The sequence below is a fragment of the Pseudochrobactrum sp. B5 genome, from assembly GCF_001939785.1.
GTDB classification, from domain to species: domain Bacteria; phylum Pseudomonadota; class Alphaproteobacteria; order Rhizobiales; family Rhizobiaceae; genus Pseudochrobactrum; species Pseudochrobactrum saccharolyticum.
This window is the reverse complement of sequence record NZ_MOYL01000001.1, coordinates 893,401-918,549: the sequence shown is the minus strand read 5'-3', so window position 1 is coordinate 918,549 and position 25,149 is coordinate 893,401. Positions and strand designations below refer to the sequence as shown.

Annotated in this window: 18 protein-coding genes and 1 pseudogene; 5 read left to right on the top strand and 14 right to left on the bottom strand. The window is 51.3% G+C overall.

Annotated elements, in window-relative coordinates:
- Nucleotides 1–6: 6 nt before the first annotated feature.
- Nucleotides 7–1,200, bottom strand: a complete 1,194-nt coding sequence (locus BKD14_RS04040) for an aspartate aminotransferase family protein (RefSeq protein WP_022711116.1) — start codon at nt 1,198–1,200, stop codon at nt 7–9.
- A gap of 607 nt (nt 1,201–1,807) precedes the next feature.
- Here BKD14_RS04040 and BKD14_RS04035 point away from each other — a divergent pair.
- Nucleotides 1,808–2,368: a GcrA family cell cycle regulator gene (locus BKD14_RS04035; protein WP_022711114.1), complete on the top strand. Its 561-nt coding sequence runs from the start codon at nt 1,808–1,810 to the stop codon at nt 2,366–2,368.
- 155 nt (nt 2,369–2,523) lie between these two features.
- On the opposite strand, the gene BKD14_RS04030 is transcribed toward BKD14_RS04035, so the two are convergent.
- From BKD14_RS04030 to BKD14_RS04010, 5 genes are all read right to left on the bottom strand, one after another.
- Nucleotides 2,524–3,651, bottom strand: a complete 1,128-nt coding sequence (locus BKD14_RS04030) for a glycosyltransferase family 4 protein (RefSeq protein WP_075654362.1) — start codon at nt 3,649–3,651, stop codon at nt 2,524–2,526.
- Nucleotides 3,648–4,892 carry a glycosyltransferase family 4 protein gene (locus BKD14_RS04025; protein WP_075654361.1) on the bottom strand — a complete coding sequence of 415 codons (1,245 nt, stop codon included), beginning with the start codon at nt 4,890–4,892 and terminating at the stop codon, nt 3,648–3,650. The genes BKD14_RS04030 and BKD14_RS04025 overlap by 4 nt, the downstream gene beginning before the upstream one ends.
- 136 nt (nt 4,893–5,028) lie before the next feature.
- A complete protein-coding gene (locus tag BKD14_RS04020) occupies nt 5,029–5,808 on the bottom strand; it encodes a polysaccharide deacetylase family protein (RefSeq protein ID WP_245293550.1) in 780 nt (259 codons plus the stop codon).
- Entirely contained in the window at nt 5,805–7,124 is a 1,320-nt protein-coding gene (locus BKD14_RS04015) for an O-antigen ligase (RefSeq protein ID WP_075654359.1), read from the bottom strand. Before BKD14_RS04015 ends, BKD14_RS04020 begins: the two co-directional genes overlap by 4 nt.
- 15 nt (nt 7,125–7,139) lie before the next feature.
- The gene (locus BKD14_RS04010) at nt 7,140–8,696 is read right to left on the bottom strand and encodes a GumC family protein (protein WP_075654358.1); all 1,557 of its coding nucleotides are present in this window, start codon (nt 8,694–8,696) and stop codon (nt 7,140–7,142) included.
- A 275-nt stretch (nt 8,697–8,971) separates the two neighbouring features.
- On the opposite strand from BKD14_RS04010, the gene BKD14_RS04005 reads away from it, so the two are divergent.
- On the top strand, nt 8,972–10,267 hold the full coding sequence (locus BKD14_RS04005) for a lipopolysaccharide biosynthesis protein (protein WP_022711108.1): 1,296 nt from the start codon (nt 8,972–8,974) through the stop codon (nt 10,265–10,267).
- A 174-nt stretch (nt 10,268–10,441) separates the two neighbouring features.
- On the opposite strand, the gene BKD14_RS04000 is transcribed toward BKD14_RS04005, so the two are convergent.
- The gene (locus BKD14_RS04000) at nt 10,442–11,440 is read right to left on the bottom strand and encodes a glycosyltransferase family 2 protein (RefSeq protein WP_075654357.1); all 999 of its coding nucleotides are present in this window, start codon (nt 11,438–11,440) and stop codon (nt 10,442–10,444) included.
- 330 nt (nt 11,441–11,770) lie between these two features.
- On the opposite strand from BKD14_RS04000, the gene BKD14_RS03995 reads away from it, so the two are divergent.
- Nucleotides 11,771–13,039 (top strand): GNAT family N-acetyltransferase, encoded by a 1,269-nt coding sequence (locus tag BKD14_RS03995; protein WP_075654356.1) that lies wholly within the window; start codon nt 11,771–11,773, stop codon nt 13,037–13,039.
- A 28-nt stretch (nt 13,040–13,067) separates the two neighbouring features.
- Here the strand turns inward: BKD14_RS03995 and BKD14_RS03990 are convergent, their stop codons facing one another.
- Together BKD14_RS03990 and BKD14_RS03980 are read right to left on the bottom strand one after the other, a co-directional pair.
- The gene (locus tag BKD14_RS03990) at nt 13,068–14,324 is read right to left on the bottom strand and encodes an ATP-binding protein (RefSeq protein ID WP_245293582.1); all 1,257 of its coding nucleotides are present in this window, start codon (nt 14,322–14,324) and stop codon (nt 13,068–13,070) included.
- 276 nt (nt 14,325–14,600) lie between these two features.
- Nucleotides 14,601–16,544, bottom strand: coding sequence for a glycosyltransferase family 2 protein (locus BKD14_RS03980; protein WP_083646785.1), 1,944 nt, complete (start codon nt 16,542–16,544; stop codon nt 14,601–14,603).
- 280 nt (nt 16,545–16,824) lie between these two features.
- Here BKD14_RS03980 and BKD14_RS03975 point away from each other — a divergent pair, with 280 nt between their 5' ends.
- The gene (locus BKD14_RS03975) at nt 16,825–17,718 is read left to right on the top strand and encodes a transporter substrate-binding domain-containing protein (protein WP_075654353.1); all 894 of its coding nucleotides are present in this window, start codon (nt 16,825–16,827) and stop codon (nt 17,716–17,718) included.
- 43 nt (nt 17,719–17,761) lie between these two features.
- Here BKD14_RS03975 and BKD14_RS03970 read toward each other — a convergent pair whose 3' ends face one another.
- Complete coding sequence (locus BKD14_RS03970) at nt 17,762–18,169, bottom strand: tellurite resistance TerB family protein (protein ID WP_028233671.1); 408 nt, start codon at nt 18,167–18,169, stop codon at nt 17,762–17,764.
- Nucleotides 18,170–18,450: 281 nt separating this feature from the next.
- On the opposite strand from BKD14_RS03970, the gene BKD14_RS03965 reads away from it, so the two are divergent.
- Nucleotides 18,451–20,100 (top strand): lysine--tRNA ligase, encoded by a 1,650-nt coding sequence (locus tag BKD14_RS03965; protein ID WP_075654352.1) that lies wholly within the window; start codon nt 18,451–18,453, stop codon nt 20,098–20,100.
- Nucleotides 20,101–20,157: 57 nt separating this feature from the next.
- Here the strand turns inward: BKD14_RS03965 and BKD14_RS03960 are convergent, their stop codons facing one another.
- The 4 genes and pseudogenes from BKD14_RS03960 to BKD14_RS03945 all read right to left on the bottom strand — a co-directional run bounded on the left by BKD14_RS03960 (nt 20,158) and on the right by BKD14_RS03945 (nt 24,993).
- Entirely contained in the window at nt 20,158–21,099 is a 942-nt protein-coding gene (locus BKD14_RS03960) for a thermonuclease family protein (protein WP_075654351.1), read from the bottom strand.
- 98 nt (nt 21,100–21,197) lie between these two features.
- Nucleotides 21,198–21,380, bottom strand: a pseudogene (locus tag BKD14_RS03955) (helix-turn-helix transcriptional regulator); the annotation flags it as partial.
- A 173-nt stretch (nt 21,381–21,553) separates the two neighbouring features.
- Nucleotides 21,554–23,770 (bottom strand): FAD-dependent oxidoreductase, encoded by a 2,217-nt coding sequence (locus BKD14_RS03950; protein WP_075654350.1) that lies wholly within the window; start codon nt 23,768–23,770, stop codon nt 21,554–21,556.
- 14 nt (nt 23,771–23,784) lie between these two features.
- Complete coding sequence (locus BKD14_RS03945; RefSeq protein ID WP_075654349.1) at nt 23,785–24,993, bottom strand: acetyl-CoA C-acetyltransferase; 1,209 nt, start codon at nt 24,991–24,993, stop codon at nt 23,785–23,787.
- Nucleotides 24,994–25,149: the final 156 nt, after the last annotated feature.

Genomic DNA, 25,149 nt, shown 5'->3' with positions numbered 1-25,149 from the left:
TCACCGTTATGCAGGAGCTTTGGAAAGCTTGGCTGCAACCTTTTCAATCCGGTTCAGAGCTTCACGCATATCATCTGCCGTTACTGTCAGCGGAGGCAACAAACGCACAACATTGTCACCGGCGCCAACGCTCAGCATATGCTCCGCGCGCAATCCGGTAATCACATCTGTATTTGGCACGGCGCATTTCAGACCGATCATCAGGCCTTTACCGCGCACTTCGGTGAACACATCCGGATAGCGGTCGATGATCGACGCCATACCCTGACGGAACTGCGATGCCATTTCGTTAACATGGTCGAAGAAACCATCGGCCAGCATTACATCCAGCACAGCTTCACCCACGGCCATCGCCAGCGGGTTACCGCCATAGGTGGTGCCATGCACGCCTGCGACCATGCCCTTGGCTGCTTCAGCGGTTGCCAGACAGGCGCCCATCGGGAAACCGCCGCCGATACCTTTGGCAGTCGCCAGCAGATCAGGCTCAATACCTGCCCATTCATAGGCATAGAATTTGCCGGTACGACCAACGCCGGTCTGCACTTCATCCAAAATCAGCAGCAGGCCGTTTTCGTCGCAGATCTGACGGATCAGACGCAGGAATTCATTGGAGAAGGAGCGAAGACCGCCCTCACCCTGTACCGGCTCCAGAAGGATAGCCGCTGTTTCCGGTGTAATAGCAGCACGCAGGGCAGCCTCATCACCGAACGGCACCTGATCAAAACCATCGACCTTCGGGCCGAAACCTTCCAGATATTTGGCCTGTCCGCCGGCTGCGATGGTTGCCAGTGTACGGCCGTGGAAAGCACCTTCAAAGGTAACGATGCGATAACGTTCAGGCTGACCATTGGCGAAATGATAGCGGCGCGCGGTTTTAATCGCGCATTCCAGAGCTTCGGCACCGGAATTGGTGAAGAAGACTTTATCGGCAAATGTATTATCGACGAGACGCTGACCAAGACGCTCCTGACCCGGCACTTCATAGACATTGGACAGGTGCCACAATTTGGCGGCCTGATCCTGAAGTGTCTTCACCAGATGCGGGTGGCTGTGTCCGAGTGAATTTACAGCAATACCGGCTGCGAAATCGAGATAGCGTTCGCCGCCCTCGGTAATCAGCCAAACGCCCTCCCCTCGCTCAAAGCGCAACGCTGCACGATTATAGGTGTCGTAAAGCGGGTGCACAGTCGCAGTCGTCATGCCAATAAGGCCTCCAAAGCCTTTAAATTGAAGCGGGCATCAACATCATTCTTCACCGGTCTCCGTGAGTTCTCTCAAACTCCCACCGGAGAAGCGGTTGTTGCGCGCGGATGAAATCAAAAAGCCGCCCTCAGGGCGGCTCGACAATGCACTATTGTTCGCCAATATATAAATGTCAATCAAAGACCACGGCCTTGCGGGGTGAAAACCGCCCCCTTAAAATGTGCAAAAATGTCGCTGTTGCGCAATTTTGTTACACAGGCTTCAATAAGGGATCCGGCCTGAACAACAGGCCGGTACAACCATAATTGTCAATTTTCAGCCCCGTGCCCGTGAAATAAACTCCGAAGTGTTGCACGAAAACCTTGTATTTAAAAAAAACCGGTCTATTAAATGCCCGCTGATCTCCAAGGTTGGGGAAAACCATTCCAGCACCGGGCGCCGCGCTTGTCACGGAGTCCTTGCTTAAGGTAGTTTCATATTAAAGTAAGACTAGATTTAGTGCGACAGCGCCAGCTGTCCGGTACATATGGTGCCTGCTTGGACGGGCCCGCAAAAACGATAGCCGGACGCTATAAAGATTATAAAGAACGGAGCCTGAGCCACAATGAACTGGACAGATGAACGCGTCGAGCTTCTCAAGAAATTGTGGAGTGAAGGTCTGAGTGCAAGCCAGATCGCAGCCCAGCTGGGCGGCGTCAGCCGCAATGCGGTGATCGGGAAAGTGCACCGGCTTAAACTATCCGGACGCGGCAAAACAACAACTGCCGCGCCACGCAGCAAGAAACCGGCTCCCGCTCCGGTCGCTGCACCACGCCCGACAACAACATCAAGCAGCAGCATGTCATCCGGCAGTGCAAGTGCACCGCAGCCGACAATGCGTGCCACAGTGATGAAAACCTCCGGTGCCGCAGCACTGCAGGCAGAAGTTCTGGCTGATGCCGTTGCGGAACCGATTATCCGTCACAATGAAAATGTTGTTGTGCCGATTTCCCGTCACCTGACCCTGCTGCAGTTGACAGAACGCACATGCAAATGGCCGGTCGGTGATCCGCTGCACGAAGATTTCCACTTCTGCGGTCATGAATCCGGTGAATCCAGCCCTTATTGCAGCTATCATTCCAAGCTGGCTTTCCAGCCGACTGCAGAGCGCCGCCGCGCTCGCTAATCGGCACCATACGCAAACAAAAAGGCGCTTTTCAGCGCCTTTTTTATTGTCCTGATATCCGGCGCATCATGCGCAAGCGGCATTAATTCATCCGCATATAGTGCAAAGGCAAAGCAGGAAATGCACTGCTTTTTGCACCTCCCAACGCGCAAAACTTAAAGCAGGCGCTGATAAACCGCCAAAGTCTGATCTGCGATTCCAGACCAGCTGTAGTTTTTTGCAATTTCCGCACTCTGTTCAGCCGCCTGCTCTGCACTGAAAGGCTGATCCAGTTTTTCAGCCATTTGCTTTGCTAAGGCCTGCGTATCTCCGAGAGGGAAATAGTCAGCCTCCGGCAAGCCGACCTCAAGATTGGCGGTAATATCACTGGCCAGAACCGGCAATCCGTAGCCCATCGCCTCCATCATCGCGATCGGCATGCCTTCATGACTGGACGGCAAAACAAACAAAGCTGCATTGCTGTAAAGCGCCGTCAGATCATCGCCGCGCTGCATACCTGTCAGTACAACATCCGGCGTTTTGGCAGACAGAGCTTTCACCTGATCGACATAAGGTGACTGATGATCGGCGGCACCGACAATCGCCAGTTTCTTATCCGTGTGATAACCCGCAGCCTGCATGGCAGCAAAAGCAGCAATCAGATCATGCTGGTTCTTTTCCGGCACGATACGGGCAACCATCACCACATATTTCTTCTGCTCCAGTGCAAATGTCTGCAACACAGCGCTTGCCCCACCGGTTTCCCGTAGGGTCACACCATTGGGAATAAATTGTGCGGAAACCTGACAGCGTTCTGCCATAGCCTCAGCGATATGACGGGAAACGGCAATCCGCTGACTGGCAAAACGCATCCCTGCCCATTCACCGGTTTTCAGCATTTTGCGGGCAAGTCCGCCCCATTTATCGCGATTATAATCAAACCCATGATGGGTGACGACGGTTTTAAGCCCAAGCAATCGTGCCAAAGGGGTCAGCAAAGCCGGTCCGATTGCATGAATATGCAGGATGTCAGGTCGACGAACTGCCGCCACCAGAACACCAAGAAATGTATGAGCAATCGCTTCAAATTTCGTGGAAAGCGGCGCCCAAAGCGGCGTGACCTGCACACCCTCCCACTGATAAGGCTTTTTCTGCGTCAGATAGGGTTTGCGCCCCAGCACTTCGACATCCCAGCCTTTTTCAACGAAAACGCGGGCAAGCTCCTCAACATGCTTTTCCACACCGCCCTGCACTTGCGGCACACCGCGCAGACCGAGCATCATCACTTTGGGACGCTTACTCATGCGCGTACTCCCAGATCAGCGTAAAGAGCGAGCATACGGTTGCGATAGGCTTCAGCCGAGAATTCATTCAAAATCCATTCGCGCCCGGCCAGTCCCATCCGGTTACGCTCCGCAGGCGGCATAGCAGCCATGCGGCTTAGTTGTGCAGCCAGATCGTCAGCATTACCGGCCTTAGCAGTCAGTCCGGTTTCGCCTTCGCGGATCATCTCCGGAATACCGCCGATGTGCGCGCCGATCACCGGTGTGCCAAGCGCATAGGCTTCCAGAATACTGACCGGCGCATTTTCATACCATTCAGACGGCAGAACCAGCGCCCTTGCCTCTCCGATCAGACGATGCAGCTTTTCACCTGTCACATAACCGGCGAAAACTACCGGCGCATTGAGTTCCGCTGCCAGTGCTTTCAATTCGGCCTCATCAGGGCCCGTACCGGCAATGATCAACTTCACACCGGATTTTGCCGCTGCGGCGATAAGCGTTTTAAGGCCTTTTTCCGGTGCCAAACGACCGGCAAACAGCAGATAGTCCTGCGCCTCATAAACCGGCTTCAGATGATCTGTCTCAACAAAATTCGGAATATAGACCAGCTGCTCCGGCGGCCAGCCCCATTCAATCAGCTTCTCACGGTAGAAACGGCTCGGCACCACAAAGCGGTCAACTTTATTGCGGTAAAGGCCGAGCATCCGGTGAACAGCAGTTTCGACAAAAACCAGTCCGCTGAGCGAAACCGACCCTTTGATGCAGCGATTGGCGACCACATTATAAATCCGGCCACCTTTGCACTGCTCACAAACATGACCGTCAACCAGCATTTTATAAGCAGGACAGGCCAGTTTCAGATCATGCACGGTCATTACAACCGGAATATTATGCTGCTTCAGCGTCGCAAAAATTGACGGTGACAAATGGTGATAGACATTATGCGCATGAGCGATATCCGGCTTCGCGGCTTCCAGCAATTGGCTCAGATTTTGCTGCGCCTCGCGGGAATAAATGATCTTAGCAGCCTGCTTAACCTTGGTCAGCGCAGAGCTTTCACGGCCATATTCAATTTCAGATACAAAATAGCGCGACCAGTCTGAAGGCAGATTTTCCGGATGCTGCATGGCAAAAGGCACGGCATCCCAGCCGATATCCTCGAACAGGCTCATATGATCGAGAAAGATCGCTTCCGCTCCGCCACGCCGGTAAAAATAATTATTAATTGCCAGCAGACGCATCTGCTTCTCATCTAAGGTCATGCGTTCCCTCAAGCAGGCCTGAGAGCATAATTTCTTAAACTTGGAACAGAAATTATGCTCTCACTTTAAAGTGTCAGAGCGAGTTTTGTGCACCCAATGGGTGTCTGGCGCTCTAAAGCTTTATAAATTTTACACATCACACAGCATGTGCAGATGCATAATCATCCAGTGCTTCATCAACTGTTAAAATTTCACATCCGCTTTGCACCGCATATTGAACCAGTTTTTCAAAGGTCGCCGGTGTGCAGCCATAGGATGTCGGTGTTTCAGAAATGTCATGCGTAAAAAAGATCAGCCAGCCCGGCTGCGCTTTCACCGCATCAATTTCCCGCGTCAATTGTAATGAATGTGCCTCTGGCTGGCGGATCTCCATACCATACAACATTTGCGGGCTTATTGCCCCGCGATTGATCCGGTTTTCTCCGGCGCGGCAAGTACGGTAATTGCGCGCCAACCGCCGATGGGCAAAATAGGAAACCGCATTATAGGGATAGGCAAAATTAAACTTCGGACCATGTCCGCCTTTGTTATCTCCCAGAATCCGGCTCAGAAATGACCGGTTTCGGTCAATCTCACTTTGCAACTGCGCATCCTTAAGTGCCGCAACATTCGCATGTGAAAATGTATGGCACCCGATTTCATGCCCGCGCTCCGCCAGTTCACGAATTCCGCTTTCTGTAATCAGTTTACGGCTGGTTTCTGATGTACCGGCGAGCCCTCCGGCCACATAAAATGTTCCGCGCAATCCGTATTTTTCCAATATGGCCGCGCCATAATACAAAGTGCTGTCGGGTACATCGTCGAAAGTGAACGTGATCACCGCATGATCCGTTGGCACATGAAGTGTTTTAGGAGCGAGGCGAGACATCAGCCGTGCCTGTAAACGAGCGACCCAGTATTTAATTTTGTGCTTCACCGTGTCACTCCGATACTGCCTGATGCGAACGCAAGCGAGGGCGCATCGTCATAAGGAACCGGCACTGCCAATGCCTGCAAACGCAAGCCGAACAGAGCCATCATAACGCTGAACCATAATAAACTGCCGGTTTCAAAGAATACACTTTCAAGCGCGCCCCCAAACAAACCGTAAAGCCAGATACGTACATAAAGCCGCACAACAGGCGTATAGAGGTTTTGCTGTGAAATCCGCCTGATGTAAAGTAATGGCAGCACTAAAATCCAGATAAAGACAAGCAAAAAACCAATAACACCTAGATTAATTAACGCATCGACCCATGCATTGTGACCGTTAAAAGCACGCGGAGACCAGTTTTCCACTGTATCATTATTAACCAGAGCGTCCGTCAGCCAATAACCATGAAGCCCGTGCCCGATCAATGGCCTATCAGCAATTGCCCCTACAGCCAGTCGCCAGATATCCGAACGGTTGGTGAAACTGGCATCAATGCCGAGCGATGAAATAAACTCATAGACAGACGGTATCAATGCAGCGCCGACCGTTAAAAAATTGATCGTTAACACACCCCCGACAGCAATCGGCACGCGCAGCCACTTAATTTTCTCGAAAACATAGGCAATCAGCAGGATCATCGGGAACATAGCCGTCGATGTCTTACCGCCGGTATGCATCAAAAAGAACACCGACAAAACAAGGATCAGCCAACCCGCAAGGTGATAGCCTTTATCTTTCAGGTAAAGCCCGAAGAACCCGCTGACCAGCATGGCTGCAGAGGCGACATTTTTATGGGCAAAATGACCGCGCCAGTTCCCTAACTGCTCGTCGCCCAATTCGGAACTGAACTGATGTATAGCCACTAACGGCTTGAACATCACACCGAAATAGGCAAGCCCCAGCATGACAAACAGCCCTGCCATAATCATTTTGGCGAATTGCTCTTCAGAACGCGGCAATAGCAGGAATACCGAGGCATTGAGCATAATGATGCAGGAAAGAATAAGCTGTTTTAAGGATTCAACCCGCTCTGCAGAGAAAAGCGCCGCGAGCAAAATCCATATGACCAGCAACACGATTAAAGGCCTGGGTTGCAATACCAGCTTCTTTAACGGGCTAAGGGCAACATAACAAATGGCACTTGCGAAGAGCAGCAAGGAAACGACCTGATTAAACAGGCTTGAGCCGCCTTCAGCCGCCGCCGAAGCCGTTTCCGCAGGAAAAGGCTCGATCGTCACCCAGAGGTAAAAGAACTGCGCCATGAATAAGGTCGCAGCAAGAAAACCTCTTATATCGCTCATGCCGGAGGTGCGGATCATCTGCAACCTGCTTCACTATTTTTTATAAGAAGCGCGGGACTGTGCACGTAAGAGACCGATAAATCCGAAAAGCAACGCCAAACCCGTACCAAGACCACCGCCGACAACGGCACCGGCAACAGTAAGAAGAGCTGTACCCGGAGGCCATGAACGGCTTTTAGGTGGCAAGGCCGGTGAAGCAATACGGATATTAGTCGCATCGATCTGCTGGCGCTGGGCAATTTCCTGCGCACGGGTCAGATAGGTCTGGTACAGAGTTGTCTTTGTCAGGCGGTCTCGTTCAAGATCATTCAGCGTAACCTGTGCATCCGTATCGAGGGAAACCGCTGACCGGGCAGTCTCAATCTGACGGCGCAAAGTTTCGACCACAGAATTTGCCTGATCCAGATCCAGCTTTGCGGCACGTAAAATCCGTGACGTTTCCTGCGAAATTTGTGCCTGCAGGCCTGCAATCTGCGACTGCGTGCTGGCCAGTTCAGGATAACGCGGACCATAAGTCATGGTCATAGCATCAAGACGCTGTTTCAGGGTCGCATATTGTGTGCGCAATGCAGTCAGCGTCGGGGATTGCAATGTACCGGACGGATCCAGAGCCTGATTGCCGGCACTGGTCAGTTCTGCATAACGGGATTTTGCCTCGGCCTGACGGCTCAGTGCGCCGACAAGCTGCGAATTGATTTCTGTCAAAGCCTGTGCACTGACCAGCTCGCCGGTATTACCGGTCTGAAGCCCCTGCGCATTACGGAACTGCGCTACTTTCATTTCAGCTTCAGTTGCAGCTTTTTTCAGCTCACTCAGCGGCTCTGTCAAAGCACGGGCAGCGCGTGCGGCACCATCCCGCTCATTCTGTGCAACTTCATCCTGAAAGGCCTTGGCGACAGTATCTGCCAATATAACGGCCTTTTCAGGCTCCCGTGCCCAGACAGTGAGATTAATCAGATAAGAACGTTCCGGACGGCGGGCTTCAACACGTGATGACAATTCACGCAAGGCTGCAATATTCTTTGCCTGTTGCGGATCAACTGCTTCATCCTTCTTCGGCTCCCCCAGAAGACCGGAGAATAATGTTTTCTCTGTTCCGTTAAATTCCGGATCATCCTGCAATTTCAGTTCGTCGACCACCCGTTGCATCACATTACCGGATGTCAGCAAGCGCAGCTTACTTTCAATATCCATCAGCTGGCTTTCTGCCTGCATACTGGTGGCATAAACATCATTCGGCACAACCTGCAAATTTGATGGTGCAACAATGATATCCGAACCCGCAGTGAAACGCGGCTTGGCAGTTTTACCAAAACCTATGCCGACAGCTGCCCCCACCAGAGCCAGCAGCAGGATCAGCCACCAAAAGCGCAGCAACCAATTGATAATATCTGAAAAACCAACAACCGGAAAAACCCAGCTGCGCTGTGCAGAACGCGCCTCGTCACTGTCTGCATAATCCTGTGGCGAAGGAGAAGAAACGGCTTCAGAGGCTCGTATATCTGTATCCGGCTGCAAAACAGCTTCTGCACCACGGCTGCCGGCAGACGCGGGTTTGGCTTTTTTAGCTAATTCTTGCAGCGTATACATCAGACATCTCTAATCGCTTGAGGCAAAACCCGTATAGAGGGCTCAATTGCTGTATCTACTTATGCAGTAACAGAGATATTAAAAAAAAAGGTTAACAAAGCCTCATCGGCATAGTTTAAGTATTAGATTCCATGAAAAGCATTATTTTAAATTTTACTTATAATAATTAATAACAGGCTTCCCCTGCCGTTTTGTTTTCCGGCCTAAATCGGTCTAAAATTGTTCCCTTTCACAGGAAAATGCTATAGAGAGGCTGCGACAAGGGAAATAAAACTATGAGTGAAACGGAGTTGCCGGACAACCGCATGTCTGCACGTATCCGACGATATTTACCGTCGCTCCTCTCCTATATGGCTTCCAGCGGCAGCCTCATCATGGCAAGTGTAGCACAGCTTGCGACATTTGCTATTCTCGCGCGTTTTCTCGGCGCGGCTGAATTTGGTATGTTCATCACTATCATGGCAATCACCAGCATTGTCGTGCATATTTGCGGCATTGGCAGCGCGGAAAGCCTGCTGCGGCGCGTGGCGCAGAATAAAAAAATATATCCGGTCATGCTCGGTCACAATCTGATACTGATCGGTATCAGCGGTGCTCTGCTCGTAGCTGCCGGAATGCTTATCCTGCCCTACTGGATCGAATTTTCACCTGATCCTGTTACCAACGCGATCAGTCTCTTTCTCTATCTTGTCACCAATATTGTCTTGCTGCGCATGATTTTGCTGGCTGAGGCCGTCTATATCGGACACAGCAATTTCAAAGCAGCCAATCTCTCTGTGGTCGGCTTCGCCCTTGCCCGTACGCTTGCGGCTGTTCTGGCTTGTGTTGTGTTTGGCGTCAGCACCATTAACGGCTGGGCCTGGTGGCAATTTGCCTGTCACGTATTAGTTGCCGGAATATACTGGCTGTTTTTAATGCGGCTGGGCAAGCCCATCTTCCATATTATGCGTGAGGAAATCAAACTCGGTATCTTCTTTGCCACCCCGTTCATCTTCCGCGCCATTCGCCAGAATATCGACTTGCTGCTGCTTGGTCTTCTTCTCTCCCCCGCAGTCATAGGCAGCTACGGCGTTGCACGACGGATTGTCGACAGCAGCTATCTGAATATTGATGCCATGAGCCGTTTGCTCTATCCCCGCTTTGCCAAAATGAGTGCGAACGGCATCGACAAAGCCTGGCCTCTGGCACAAAAAGCCACGCTGATGGCATTGGGTATTTCCGTTTTCACGGCGACATTTGTTTATTTTCTGGCACCATATCTGCCACTGATTTTCGGGCAGGAATATCAGTCCATGGTATATTTTACGCAGGTACTGTGCTGGGTCATTATTTTCTATGCATTATGGTCTGTCAGCGTCGAGGTAATGGGGTCTGCCGGTGAGCACGGCTATCGCGCGGCTATTCTTAACACCGGCAATATAATCGGTGCGCCGATACTGGCATTTGCCACATGGCTGATGCCGCCGACAGGTACATTTATTTCAATCTATCTGATTGAAATCTCCATCGCCATCTGCGCATGGCTGGTGCTGTTGCGCTTGATGCGCAGGGCAAAACAAAGCTCAGTTTAGAGTGACCTTATTGCACCCGAAGAGGCGCCCGTCGCTCTAGAGCGGTTTACGTCCAGATTGGATCATAGCGCTCGCGTCTCAATTCTTTATTTGGTCGCATTATCACGGGCGTCAAGTTGATCCAACTTGACATAATCAAGAAGTCAAGTTGATCCAACTTGACTGTGAAATGCTCTAATGCTTGTTTTCTTGAATGATTTTGCTCTCGATCATAGCAGCAGGATTTTTGCGTGGCGTGAAAAAGCCAAGTGGCAGTGCCGCTGCATGGAAAAACCATGCTGTAACTGAATAGAGCCCGATTGAAAAACTGCGGTGCTTCACGCTCATCAAAGCTACCGCAGCAGCAATCATCGCCAGATCAATCAATAGCGCAATACCGGTTGGCAAGACAGCCAGCACCAGCAGCATAGCGATAATCCATCCATAGACTGCCATCCACAGTCGCAATTCCGGCAATTCGGCAAACAACATTTTGAAATGTGGCTTGCCCGTTGCCGAGCGCAGCAATTCTCCGATGCCGAGAATATATTTTGACTGCCAGCGCTTGATTAGAAGCTTGTATGCATTGGCACTATGCCCCGTGTGATACACGAAGCGCCGGTCGAGACGAAACAATGTCCAGCCTTTAGCACGCAACCGCACACCCAGATCATATTCTTCATAGCTATGCAGATTGCGGTCAGACAAATAGCCGATTTCTTCTATCGCCTCGCGCCGGTAAAGTCCTCCGCAATTAATGCGGTCGATCGTTCCGACTGCTTTATACGCGGTTTTCCGCAAGCCGCGCCGGACATATTCAAGGCTCTCATTATTGCGCTCCATCACATGGCCGGTAACACCGGCAACGCGCGGATTTGCTTCCAGATATTTCAGCGCCTCGATAATAAAGTCCGGTGCCAGTTCTGTATCACCGTCCATCAGGCAGATAAAAGAGCCGCTGCTATACTGATAGCCCAATTGAGGCCCCAATCCGCAACTGGCTTTGGCAGGCGCTTCAATCTGAACAATTTTTACAGGATATTGCTTTGCAATCTCAATCGTACGGTCGCGGGAACCGCTGTCAGCCAGAATAACTTCACCCTGCCCGTCAGGCAAAGCTGCAAGAGCACTTTCAAGCGCGGCGGCAATCCGTCGTTCTTCATTCAATGCTTTGATAATGATTGAGACCGCCATCTTACATCCTGCTTGTCTGAGCATCGGGCTATCACGCGCATATAGGCATAAGACATATAAAATGCAATTAACGTCACATGAATATGGCGGCAGACTATATTATCAAAATTTCTTAATATTATCATTTCACTTAAATAAAACTCACTCAAATACTACAAAGCAACGACCTGTTTTTGCTTGTCCGCAAAGCGATATAATAATTCTGTGTTTCAAATTTTTCCCTAGGACATTGTTTACACAATTCTGCCAGAGTCGCCTCAGCTTCAATCAAACGTAAAACGGCTTTCAGCATCACGCCTGACTATCATTGAACAAAACAGGGCAAGCGGCATGGCATTAATCAGTTCGATACAGCTTTCCCGGGGAGAGCCGGATTTAAGCCTGATCGAACCTGCTCAGGTGCCTAAAAGCGAATATCTTGCCCTCAGTTCTGATCCGCACATCTCCCTATGCCCGACTTATCAGATCCGCTGTTTTAAGTCCGTTGACGATGTTTCCGGCGACTGGCCTGCTGCTGAAAAAAACGGACCCGGCAAACTGCATAGCCATGCAAGTCCGAATTATCATATTTTTCAGACCACAACATTTCTGAAAATCTGGGAAGAAACCTATGCTCCGGCATTGAAGGCTGAGCTGTGCCTTATCGAAGTTCGCACAGAAGACGGCAGACCGGTTATGTTTCTGCCTCTGGCTATCTTTGTGCGCAACGGAACGCGCATCCTGTCTTTTACAGATCAGGGTGTGGCCGATTATAATGCGCCCGTGCTCTTTGCCTGCGGAATGATCTGGACCCGTGCGCAGGCAGAAAATGTGTGGCAGCAGATACAGAAAGCTCTGCCGGCTTTTGATTTTGCCGATTTTAATAATATGCCTGAAAAACTGGGCAATCTGACCAATCCGATATTTTTGCTGGCCAATCAGAGCAACTCAGCGGACAGCCATGCCAATATATTGTCTCATGACTGGGACAGAATACAGCAGAGCCTCGTGCGCCCGAAAATTATCCGGCGCAAACTCCGCCGCCTCCATGAATTAGGCGATTGCGAATTTTTTATCGCGAAAAATGACGCTGAAAATCAGGCATTGCTGGACTTCATGTTACGGGAAAAACAACAGCGTTTTATTGAAACGCATGTGCCGGGATTTGAGCAATATCCTGAGAAAATTCACTATTTCAATGAAGCAACACGGGTATTTCAATCAGCCGGTGTGCTGCATTTTTCTGCACTGAAACTGAATGGTGAAATTCTCGCTTGTATGTGGGGACTGGTCAGCGGGCCACATTATTACGGCATCATGATTGCCTCAAATCTGAAAAACTGGGCGAAATATTCCCCCGGCCATGTCTTGCATTATCTGCTTATCAAAGACCTGAAAGAGCAAGGCTATAATTGTCTTGATCTTGGCGTTGGTGACGAAGACTGGAAATTGCAGAATTGTGATCTGACCATTCCGCTCAAACGCCTCACTGTCTGCGCCACCTTGCGCGGCCGCCTCTATGAAGCACATAAAGAAATAATGTCGCGTTTGCGTGGCACGTCATTCTGGCAGGCTCTGCGGCCATTGAAATGGCAACTGATCCGCGGCGTTAAACGCTGATTAGCCAGCCCGCGGATCGCACCTATGATTATGACCCAGCAAATACGACGGTGAATACAGCGCCTTTTCCAAGCTGTGAGCGCACGATCAACCTTCCGCGATGGCGGGTCAGAATATGTTTAACAATGGCGAGCCCCAAACCCGTGCCTTTATGGGCGCGGCTGCTATCCACATCAACACGGTAAAAACGCTCGGTCAGACGGGGTAAATGCTCCGCCGGTATACCAGGGCCGAAATCCTCTACGCTGACGGAAAAGCCACGCAATGCATCTGCAGTGGTTGGTGCTGCTTCGCCTCCCTGCTCATCAAGGCTGACAATAACACGCTTTCCCGCTTGCCCGTATTTACAGGCATTTTCAATCAGGTTCTGAAACACCTGAATAAGCTCGTCTTTGTCGCCGGGCAGCCAGACCGGATGATCCGGCTTTGTCCATTCAATGGTTACGCCAACACCGGAGGCCATAGGCGCCAGTGTCTCCACCACATGGCTCAGCACCTGCCCGATATCAATGCGTTCTTTTACCGGAATAGCGGCCTTCATTTCCAGACGGGAAAGAGACAATAAATCATCGATCAGACGCGACATGCGGTCTGCCTGTGTCTGCATAATGCCAAGAAAACGCTCGCGCGCAGCAGCATCGTCGCGCGCAGGGCCTTGCAGCGTTTCAATAAAACCGCGCAATGAAGCCAGAGGCGTGCGCAGTTCATGACTGGCATTGGCAATAAAATCTGACCGCATACGGTCAATACGGCGTAACTCCGTCTGGTCGCGGAAGATCAGGATAAAACAATCTGCCTCACCTTTTGCCGTTTCAAAAGTCATGACCGAAGCACGATACCAGCGCTCAAACGGCAGCCGCTCCAGATAATCCGATGACCGCGCCTGCCCGTCAGCAATAATCCCCTGTATCAGTGAATGCATTTCCGGCGAGCGAAAACATAAATACAGGGACGCATCCCGAGCCAGTGGCGGGAAGGCTTCGCGAGCTGCATGATTGACATAAAGGATCGTACCGTCTGTATCAAAAAGCACCAGCGGATCAGGCAGAAAATCGGCAAGACGCTCACCGGACAGGCGCGACAGCGGCCCTTCCCGCTTGCCGGTTTTGGTCGCAACCGCAACTGGTTTCGGTGTACTGAAAAACGCCAGCGCAATCACCAGAATAAAAAGCAGCACACAGCCTGCCGCAGCAAGGGGTACGGAAACGCCCCAATAACGCAGCAGTAAAAACAACGGCAAAATTATCAGTAAAGAGGACGCCGATTTACGCAAAGATTTTAGCAATCTCTGCTGACTATTCTCCTGTCTCCGCTCTCCGTCTGTATCTGATGCCATTATGTTTGAAACGCCGCCTTGCTGTTTCTGACCGGTAACCATAGATCTGAATGCCGCCTTTATGCCTGCCCTGTTGCAGCCTGCTATGTTCTATTCCAACAGATGCGCATATTATCTTTCCGATAGCAGCACAGTTTCACAGAATACATTTATTTTGCTGATTACAAATGTTTTTCCGGAAAAGCGCATAGTCCGCCCCGAAAGAACATCCGGACTATTTATGATTTATATTGCGGTTTTGTGACAATCCGGCCGGATGATTATGCCTTCCTGTGCATAATGCACCGGTAAAGTCTGCACAGTTCTTCTGTCTTCTTCAACGTGTTTTAACCCGCTCTCAATACGGCTAGGAAAATGCGGTGTTTTTTCCCAGTGATGGGGTGCAGTGAACATCTGATAAAATGCCCGCCATGATGCAACGGACAGTAGAAGCCAATATAAAGGCACGCCCCAAAGATAAAAATACCGGCGTTTTTCTTCATAACGCAGTGTCTTCTGACACAGCAAATGAAAACTCAGATAAGCTGTCAGCAAATTCAGACCATTAAACAAAACCGCAGCCACAACCGACTGGTCGTGATAACCGGAGATTGTTAGAGCAATACCCCAAATCAGACTGACCAGCATAAAGGGATGCAGCAAAGCGGATAACAGCAGACCTGTTGTATATAACAAGTAAAGGCTGAAACGTGCTGCACCTAACTGACGGCAGGTTTGCACTGGCGAGCGCATATGCACCAACCATGTCTGCATCCAGCCCTTGAACCAGCGGGTGCGTTGCGTTTTCCAGTCCTTATAATTTTCCGGCGCATCTTCGGTCGTCGGACGGTTAATCACGTCCACCCTGTAACCGAAGCGTGCCAGACGCATCCCCAGATCGGCATCTTCCGTCACATTATAGCTGTCCCAGCCACCAACTTTCTGCAGTATTTTGCGCCGGAGATGATTGGATGTTCCGCCCAAAGGCATCACGGCACCACGACGGCTGAGCCATGGCAAAAGCCCGCGAAATAATCCTGCATATTCAAAAGAAAAATAGCGCGTCAGATAGTTACAGCTGAAATTTCCGATCACCAGCGGCGCCTGAAGGCAAGCCAGATCACTGCCACCACGCCGGAACGCCTGCCATGCCTCCAGCAACTGATCGCGATGCGGCCTGTCCTCCGCATCATAGACGACAAGATATTCGCCACGGGCAAATTGCAGTGCATAATTCAGAGCTTTGGGTTTGGTGCGCGGGCCAATAGAGGGTACTTTCAGAACTTCAAATTGCGCAGGTAATTTATGCCGTGACAGCGCCGCCAGAGTTTCACTGTCATCAGCCTCGCAAATCAGTTTGATATCCAGCTTTGCAACCGGCCAGTTCAAGGCACTGAGCGCCTGTATAAGCTGCCGCACAATCCCTGCCTCCTTATAAAGCGGCACCAGCACAGTATAAACCGGCAGATCATGAAGCCGGTATGGTGCCAGCGGTCTGATATGCAGCGGCCGTGCATTCCACGCCGCCAGAAGGCGAATGGTTACGCAGGCAAAGAAAAACAATGTCATGCCCCAATAGAGAAAGGCCAGACGGGAACCGCCCTCCGTCAGAAACATCCATAACAGCCCTATAAGCAAGCCTGCGAAACAGAAACCCTGCCAGCCGTTCAGCACCAGACTGGCGGAAAGATGTGCGGGTGTCATTTTTTGTGCCCGTCCGGCAGCGGCTTTGCCATAACGGTTATGCAATAATGCCACCAATACAGAGGGCGGACAGAGTCTTAAACGCTCACGCATTTCAGGATATTGCCGTAAGTAGAATTTCAGCATCGCCAATTCCCGAAGATCCGGTGCCATATAAAGCAGGCTTTGACCTTTAGGCCCCGCGATCAATATATGGCGGATACTGCTGAGACGAGCCGGCCCGTCAAAAGGGCGTAACAAAACCTCTCCCGCATCCGGCGCATCATCATAAGTCAGCCCCGTTTCTTCAGCCCAAAGCCTGTAAAGTGCCGCTTCAGAAATTGCGCCTTTGTGCACGAGTTCATCATTAAAAGACGTATTATGCCGTGCAGCGCTGGCAAAGGCCGCAATAATATCCGCTTTACCCAATCCCGCCGCGACAAGCCGGACCGAGAATGCTGCGCAGAGTTTTATAAAGCTTTGTGTAAACAACAAATGTAGTGTCATTTCGCCCCCGCGAATATTTAACCAAAATCAACTCAATTAAATTAGAAGCAACAAAACAAAACTATTTTGAAATTTACGATAATTTAACAAAAATAATCATTTTAAAAAAATATCAACTGTAAAAAATGCAATATACAAATCATTCAATTTCAATAATACCAACATTAATTATTGTTCAAAAAATAAATTTATTATTCACGCGGGTTCTGCTTTCTATAAAGAGGAGAAAATTTTATACTGAACAAAATCTGGACAAACCAACAGGAGCTGCAGTCAGCCAATGCGCAATGATGTTCTTTCCGCCCCGCTCAAACGGGCGTTAAAATATTGCGCAGCCGTCAGCTCTGCGATCCTGCTGATACTCGCCTCCGGCATCTCGGCATCCTACGCCGCCCCGCCTTATCTTGCGGGAGATGACCAGAAACCGGCAAAACCGGATATTTCACAAAGAGCGCAGATACGTTTCCTGACCGGCACAGATTTTGCACCTTTCAACAGCCTCTCCCCGCAAGGACGGCTGAGCGGCTATCATATTGATCTGATCCGTGCGCTTTGTCAGGAACTGGCGATCACCAGTCGTTGCCTGATCGAAGCCCGCCCGTGGAATGAATTGCTTCCCGCCTTGCAGAAAAACGAAACTGATGCGCTGATTGCCGGACTGACACCGGATCGGGAAAAACGCACCACACTCAGCTTCACCCGCGCTTATTTCAGCTTGCCAGCCCGTTTTGTGACAGTGAGAACATCGGAACTGGCCGATAAGAATTTTTCACCTGACGGGAAAACAGTCGGTGTTCTCGCCGGTTCCGCCCATGAAGCCTTGTTGAAAACCTATTTCCCGAAAGCAAAAACCAGTCCTTATAGTAGCAGTGAGCTACTCTATAAGGATCTCAGAGATGGCAAAATTCAGCTGCTTTTCGGTGATGCGATGAGCCTGTCGCTCTGGATGAACCCAAGCACGATATCAGGCAATACCGCGCCGGACGGCTCCTGCTGCCGCTTTATTGGCGGCGCCTATCCGGCACCGGAGTTTCTCGGACAGGGAATGACGATTGCTTTGCGCAAGCAAGATGCGGATCTGCGTCTCGCCTTCAATAATGCACTCAATGCATTGGAGCGCAAAGGTGTGCTGGACGACCTGTATCTGCGCTATTTTCCGATCGATTTCTATTAAATAAAAATGAGCGCATCTCAAAAAAGATGCGCTCATCATCAGATTACAATTTGCGGAAACGCACGCGCGCACTGCGCTCAATGGCAGCGACGCTGAGCTCGTCAAGATTCCACAGATCACGCATCAGCTGCAAAAATGCGAGCTCTTCCTGTTCAACATGCAGGTCGGCTGCGGCCACTTCAACAGCCAGCGCATAGGCTGTTTCATAGAGTTTTTCCGGCAGAGCCTGATGGGCAATATCCAGAATACGATCCAGACCATCATCCTTGGTCAGTAATTCATAGCAACGCTCGGCAATTTCCGGCACTCTTTCATCATCAAAGCCGGTAAAAACCGGCAGGCGATGCACAAGATTTCCGATGGAGGACAATTCCGCATCTGTCATCCGCGTATCCGCAGCTGAAACTGTTACCATAATATAGATCAGCGCATCTTGCGGCGTGATTTTCATTTCCAAGAACTCCTGCATCGGCTTTTTTATGACTTTGAAACTATTCCACAGGGCTTAACAAGTGTTCAACTGCATTTCAGCCTGAGGATAATGCACACAACCCCCATCATTTTTGCATTACACGCCCGCGCTTGCAAAGAAAGCGCATCATATCCCCCAGCGCTTGTAAAGAAAGCGCAGCACCGCATTGACGAAACCCGCATCTCACCATAGACCTGTCTGTCCGTACCCGTAAAAAGTGCGGATATTTCAAACCAACACCTCCTATCAGGAAAGATATTATGACAACCGACCGCTCAAACCACATCGACCTTGCGCCCGACCTGATTGCGGCAGCAGCACAGGCGAAAGCGTGGCCCTTTGAAGAGGCTCGGAAAATCATAAAACGGTACGAGAAAACCGGCTTTCCCGAAGTTGTTATTTTCGAAACCGGCTATGGCCCGTCCGGTCTGCCGCATATCGGTACTTTCGGCGAAGTTGCACGCACATCCATGGTGCGCCATGCATTCCGCGTTCTGACCGAAGATAAAGTCAAAACCAAGCTCATCTGCTTCTCGGATGATCTGGACGGCATGCGCAAAATTCCGGAAAATGTTCCGGATCGTGCAGCGCTTGAACCAGCTTTGCAACTGCCGCTGTCGGCTGTGCCAAATCCGTTTGGCGGCAACTATAAGAGCTTTGCGGATCACAACAACACCATGCTGTGCCGCTTCCTCGACACTTTCGGCTTCGATTATGAATTCGCCAGTGCCACGGAATATTACAAGTCCGGTCGTTTTGATGAAGTGCTGCTGCGTGCCGCCGAGCGCTACGACGACATTATGGCCGTGATGCTGCCGACACTGGGTGAAGAACGCCGCGCCACTTACAGCCCGTTTCTGCCGATCTCTCCAACTACAGGTCGCGTGCTTTACGTGCCGATGAAAAAGGTTGACGCCAAAGCAGGCACCATCACCTTTGACGATGAAAACGGCGTGGAAACAACACTGCCTGTCACCGGCGGCAATGTAAAACTGCAGTGGAAGCCGGATTTCGGCATGCGCTGGGCCGCGATCGGCGTTGACTTTGAAATGTTCGGCAAAGATCACCAAACCAATCAGGCGATCTATGACAAGATTTGTGAAATTCTTGGCGGTCGTGCGCCGGAGCATTTCGTCTATGAATTGTTCCTCGATGATCTCGGCCAGAAGATTTCCAAATCCAAAGGCAACGGTATCAGCATTGATGAATGGCTGACCTATGCACCGACTGAAAGCCTCGGCCTCTATATGTTCCAGAAGCCGAGAACAGCGAAGAAACTGTATTTCGACGTGATTCCGAAAGCCGTGGATGAATATTTCACCTATCTGGCCGCCTATGAAAAACAGGATTGGGCAGCCCGCCTGAACAATCCGGTCTGGCATCAGCATTACGGCAATCCACCAAAGGTTGATTTGCCGGTGCCGTTTGCCATGTTGCTGAACCTTGTCAGTGCATCCAATGCGGAAAATGCCAGCACATTGTGGGGCTTTATATCCCGCTATGCACCGGGTGCATCTCCGGCAACGCATCCGGAGCTGAATGCTCTGGTGGAATATGCCATCCGCTACTTCAATGATTTCGTGAAGCCGAGCAAGAAATTCCGTGCACCGGATGAAGTTGAAAGCCAAGCTCTGCGTGATCTGGATGTGGCATTGGCCGCGCTGGACAGCGGTGCAGACGGCACGACAATCCAGAACGCCATTCTGGATGTGGCGCGCGTCATTGAACGCTATCAGGATCATAATAAGAAGAGCCCAGACGGCGGCCCTGGCGTGTCCGTCTCGTTCTTCCAGATGCTCTATGAAGTGCTGATCGGACAAGAACGCGGCCCACGCTTTGGTTCATTCGTAGCGCTTTACGGCATTGATGAAACACGCGGTCTGATTGCCGAGGCACTCAAGCGCGCCTGAGACTTTAAATAAAAAGAAAAAAGCCGCGCTTCTCAGAAACGCGGCTTTTTTTATGCTCTACTGCTGGGGCGCAGGTGGAAACGGTAAATCCGGCGCGACCGGTTGTGCCGGTGTGGTGACTTCAGGCGCAGTCATATCAGGCACCGGATTCTCCGCAGGTAATGATGGTGCAGGCGCAATACCAGTCGGATTATCCCCTGAGTTTTGCGGCATATCCGTTATCGGCTTGCGGCCAAAAACACCAAGCAGCATTTTCTCGGCTTGTGTCTGGCTGTCTGCATATTGGCCGCCGAAAGTAGCGCGCGCCCAGCCATTTTCCACCAGCCAGCGTGCAACATCCGTACCCGCCAATGTACAGCTTGTGCGGATCAGCTCCTGATTTTGCTCAACACCATCCATATTACAACTGACAGCACGACCACGCAGCCATGAGCGAAATGCTGTGCGTGCCTGCATACCACATTGCCAGACGTCACCATTCACATCGGAACAGGATGCATCCGGCTCGACAATATCAATGCCGTTCAGCTCGATCGTGCGATTACCCACTGCCAGTCTGCCTGCAGCCAATGCCACAGGACGATAGAACAAACCGCTGGCGGCTGCCTGTTCTTCAGTCATTGTCTCAGATTGTGTTGCCTCAGGTGTTTTTTCCTGCACCGGCGTAGCCAGCCCCAGATCGCTCAAAGGCGGGCGCGGCTCTACGCGTTCCAGAGGCTTAGTCTGCATTTCGCCGGAAACATCAGGCAAAGGATTATCCGGCTGTGTATTGTTTTCTTCGCCTTCTGAAGAACCGGCAAGAGTACCGGACGGCAAACGCTCCGGCGGCATATCTTCCGGCAAATCGAAATTTTCGACAACAATACCGGTTTCACCGCTGCCTGATTCACGATCAAGCGCGCCGTAAAACGGGGCAACATAGGCGGCAAATAAAGCAGCACCAACACTGAAAGCAAGGATCGGCGGCAGGATTGTCCGAAGGGTCGCCGGTTTACGCATACTTACTCCTGTTCATTGTCATGCTTCTTCTGCTGCGGATTAATAGATTTTTCGCCTGCCAGCAATTGTGCAAATGTCATCACATCCATTGCAGTGACTTCCAAAATCTTAGCCAGAGATTCCGTTGACGGCCAGCGCGGCCTGCCATCCGCCGCAAAGCGTTTGGACTTATTAAACGTCGTCGGGTCAAGCCCGGCACGCCGTGCCAGACCGGATGGCGTCAATTGCGCCCGCTTTGCCACATTATCAATGGCTGACCAGAGTTCTGCATGGGTAAACATAAGTCATCCGAAGGAATAAAATCCTCATAAGTATAACTCAGCTCATACATCAGAACATCAACAAAAACGAAAATGGCGCAGAGATATCCGCGCCATTTTATCATTCCCGATCAAAACTGCGTGTTAGAGCATTTCCGGACGCAAAACCGGTTCCCACTTTTGCTGGAAATGCTTTAAGCAGCTTTATCCGCGGCCTTATAGGGATTGAAACGCTGATAGAAAGTCTCACCGCTCTCGGCCATATCGGTCAGGAGTTTTGGTGCCTTGAACTGCGCTCCGTAATCCTTCTGCAACTTCTTCGCCAGTTTGACGAAAGCTTTTGCGCCCATACCATCGATGTAAGACAGCGTGCCACCGGTATAAGGCGCGAAACCGAAGGCGAGAATGGAGCCGACATCGGCTTCACGCGGATCGGTCACAATACCTTCTTCCATCACACGGGCTGCTTCCAGAGCGATAGTGACGAGGAAACGCTCTTTCAGCACTTCCACATCCACCTTGTCCGCATCCTGCTGCGGATAGAGTGTGCTCAGCTCAGGCCACAAATGTTTCTTGGCAGGCCGTGCCGGATAATCATAGAAGCCCTTGCCGTTCTTGCGGCCAAGGCGGTCATATTTATCCACCAGTGTATTGACCAGTTCAACATGGCGCGGATCAACGGCCTTGTCACCCAGATCAGCCAGCGTTGCCTTGAGAATTTTCTGCGACAAATCGATCGCGGTTTCGTCATTGAGTGCCAGCGGCCCGACCGGCATACCGGCCATTTTGGCGGCATTCTCGATCATCGCAGGCGGCACGCCTTCCACCAGCATATTATAGGCTTCAGACATATAACGCAGCACGCAACGATTGACGTAGAAACCGCGTGTATCATTGACGACAATCGGCGTCTTCTTGATGGCGCGCACATAATCCAGTGCCGTTGCCAGCGCCTTTTCGCCGGTTTTCTTGCCCATAATCACTTCAACCAGCATCATCTTATCAACCGGCGAGAAGAAGTGCAGACCGATGAAATTCTTCGGGCGCTGTGAGACTTTGGCAAGACCGGTAATCGGCAGGGTCGAGGTATTGGAAGCAAAAATTGCATTCTGCCCCAGTACCGCTTCTGCCTGTTCTGTTGCCGCCTGTTTGACGCCGCGATCTTCAAAGACAGCTTCAATCACCAGATCGGCACCATCCAGCGCCGCATAATCGGCAGAAGGCGTAATCAATGCCAGCAGCTTGTCTTTATCCTCTGCTGTCATCCGGCCTTTCTGCATCTCTTTGGCAATCAGATCAGCAGAATGTGCTTTACCTTTTTCCGCTGCTTCCAGATTACGGTCGATCAGTACAACCGGAATACCGGCTTTGGCGGTGACATAGGCAATACCAGCACCCATGAAACCAGCACCGATAACACCGATTTTCTTGAATTTGGTTGGCTTGATACCTTCCGGACGGCGTGCGCCCTTGTTCAACTCCTGCAGGGATACGAACAGCGAGCGGATCATCGACTGCGCTTCAGTGGTCTGCAGAATATGCGTGAAATAGCGCTGCTCGATCTTCAAGCCCGTATCGAACGGTACCAGCAGACCTTCATAAACGCATTTGAGAATGGTCAGTGCCGCCGGATAATTGCCGGAAGTTTCACGACGCAAAATGGCTGTCGCCGCTGGCCAGAGATTGGCACCGGCTGCGGAATAAATCGCCCCCCCCGGCAGCTTAAAGCCCTTCTCATCCCAAGGCTGAACAGGTTTCAAACCGTTACGGATCATTTTCTTGGCGGTTTCCACCAGCTTCTTCGCCGGAGCCACTTCATGCACCAGCCCCATGCCTTTAGCGCGGGCTGCGGTGAGGCTCGAACCGGTGGTCATCATCTGCAGAGCGTCTTGCTGATTGACCAGACGCGGCACGCGCTGCGTACCACCGGCACCCGGGAACAGGCCAACTTTAACTTCCGGCAGTGCAAGTTTCACGCCTTCCGCATCGGAAACCACACGGCCATGACAAGCCAGCGACAGTTCCAGCGCACCGCCCATGCATGTGCCATTAATCGCAGAGACCCAAGGCTTACCGCAGGTTTCCAGCTTACGATACAGGCCGGTCATACGACCGACATTGTCAAACAGGTTCTGGACAGCTTTGTCAGCATCCTGCTTCTGCTCTTTTTTGAAACGCGCCAGCATTTCCTGCATCATGGTGAGGTCGGCACCACCGGAGAATGTATCCTTGCCGGACGTAATCACCGCGCCTTTAATCGCCGCATCTGCCACAACCTGATCGATAATCTTGTCGAGTTCGGTCAGTACTTTTTCGGTCAGCACATTCATGCTTTTGTCAGGCATGTTCCATGTGACAACAGCAATACCGTCAGCGCCGGTTTCAACTTTGAAATTCTTGTAATTTGTCATTGGACTACCCTCCCTCACACACGCTCAATGATGGTTGCCGTGCCCATACCTGCACCGATACATAGGGTAACCAGTGCTGTATTGAGATCACGCCGTTCCAGCTCATCGAGTACAGTGCCGAGAATGATTGCACCGGTTGCGCCCAGAGGGTGCCCCATGGCAATCGCGCCACCATTCACATTGATTTTGTTGTGAGGAATATTGAAAGCCTGCATATAGCGCAGCACCACAGCCGCAAAAGCTTCATTCAGCTCGAAGAGATCAATATCCGAGAGCTTCATCTTGGCGCGATCCAGCAGTTTCTCTGTCACATCCACAGGGCCTGTCAGCATCAATGCCGGATCGGAACCGATATTGGTGAAAGCGCGGATACGGGCGCGCGGTTTGATATCCAGCATCTTACCCGCACGTTTGGAACCGACCAGCACACCCGCCGCACCATCAACAATACCTGATGAATTGCCGGCATGGTGAACGTGATTGATGGTTTCGACTTCCGGATGCGCCTGAATACCGACAGCATTAAAGCCGCCCATTTCCCCCGGCATCACAAAAGACGGATTGAGGCCGGACAGCGCCGCCAGATCAGTGGTCGGGCGCATATGTTCGTCATGATCAAGAATAATCAGACCGTTGACGTCTTTCACCGGAATGACGGAGTTTTTGAAATAACCCTTTTTCCAGCTCTCGCCTGCCCGGCGCTGGCTTTCCACCGCATAAGCATCCACATCTTCGCGGGAGAAGCCATATTTCGTGGCGATCAGATCAGCCGATACACCCTGCGGCATGAACCAGCCCGGAAAACCAACCGACGGGTCCATATACCAAGCGCCGCCGGACATCCCCATACCGACGCGTGACATGCTTTCCACGCCACCGGCAATCACCAGTTCATCTGTCCCGCCTGCAATTTTAGCGGCAGCGAGATTAACCGCATCAAGACCGGAGGCGCAGAAGCGCGAAATCTGCATACCCGGTGCTTTAAAATCATATCCTGCTTCAAAGGCTGCCGAGCGCGGGATTACCGCACCGGCTTCCCCCACCGGATCGACACAGCCGAAAATAATATCGTCTACTTTTGCAGTATCAATGCCGTTGCGATCACGCAGAGCTTCCAGCACTTTGGCACCAAGACGCACCGCAGGCACTTCATGAAGACTCCCGTCTTTCTTGCCGCGGCCGCGTGGAGTGCGCACATGATCATAAATAAAAGCATCAGCCATAGTTCAATTAACTCCCAACTTTTTAGTAACTGATCCAAAAGTCACCATGCCTTGGCTCACAAATGGCGATTTCTGCGCTTCCGGTGCTCATGTACCTAAAAGTACACTGCGCTCCGGTTCTCGAAACCACCATTTTCGCTCCGGCCTGCCGCTTTT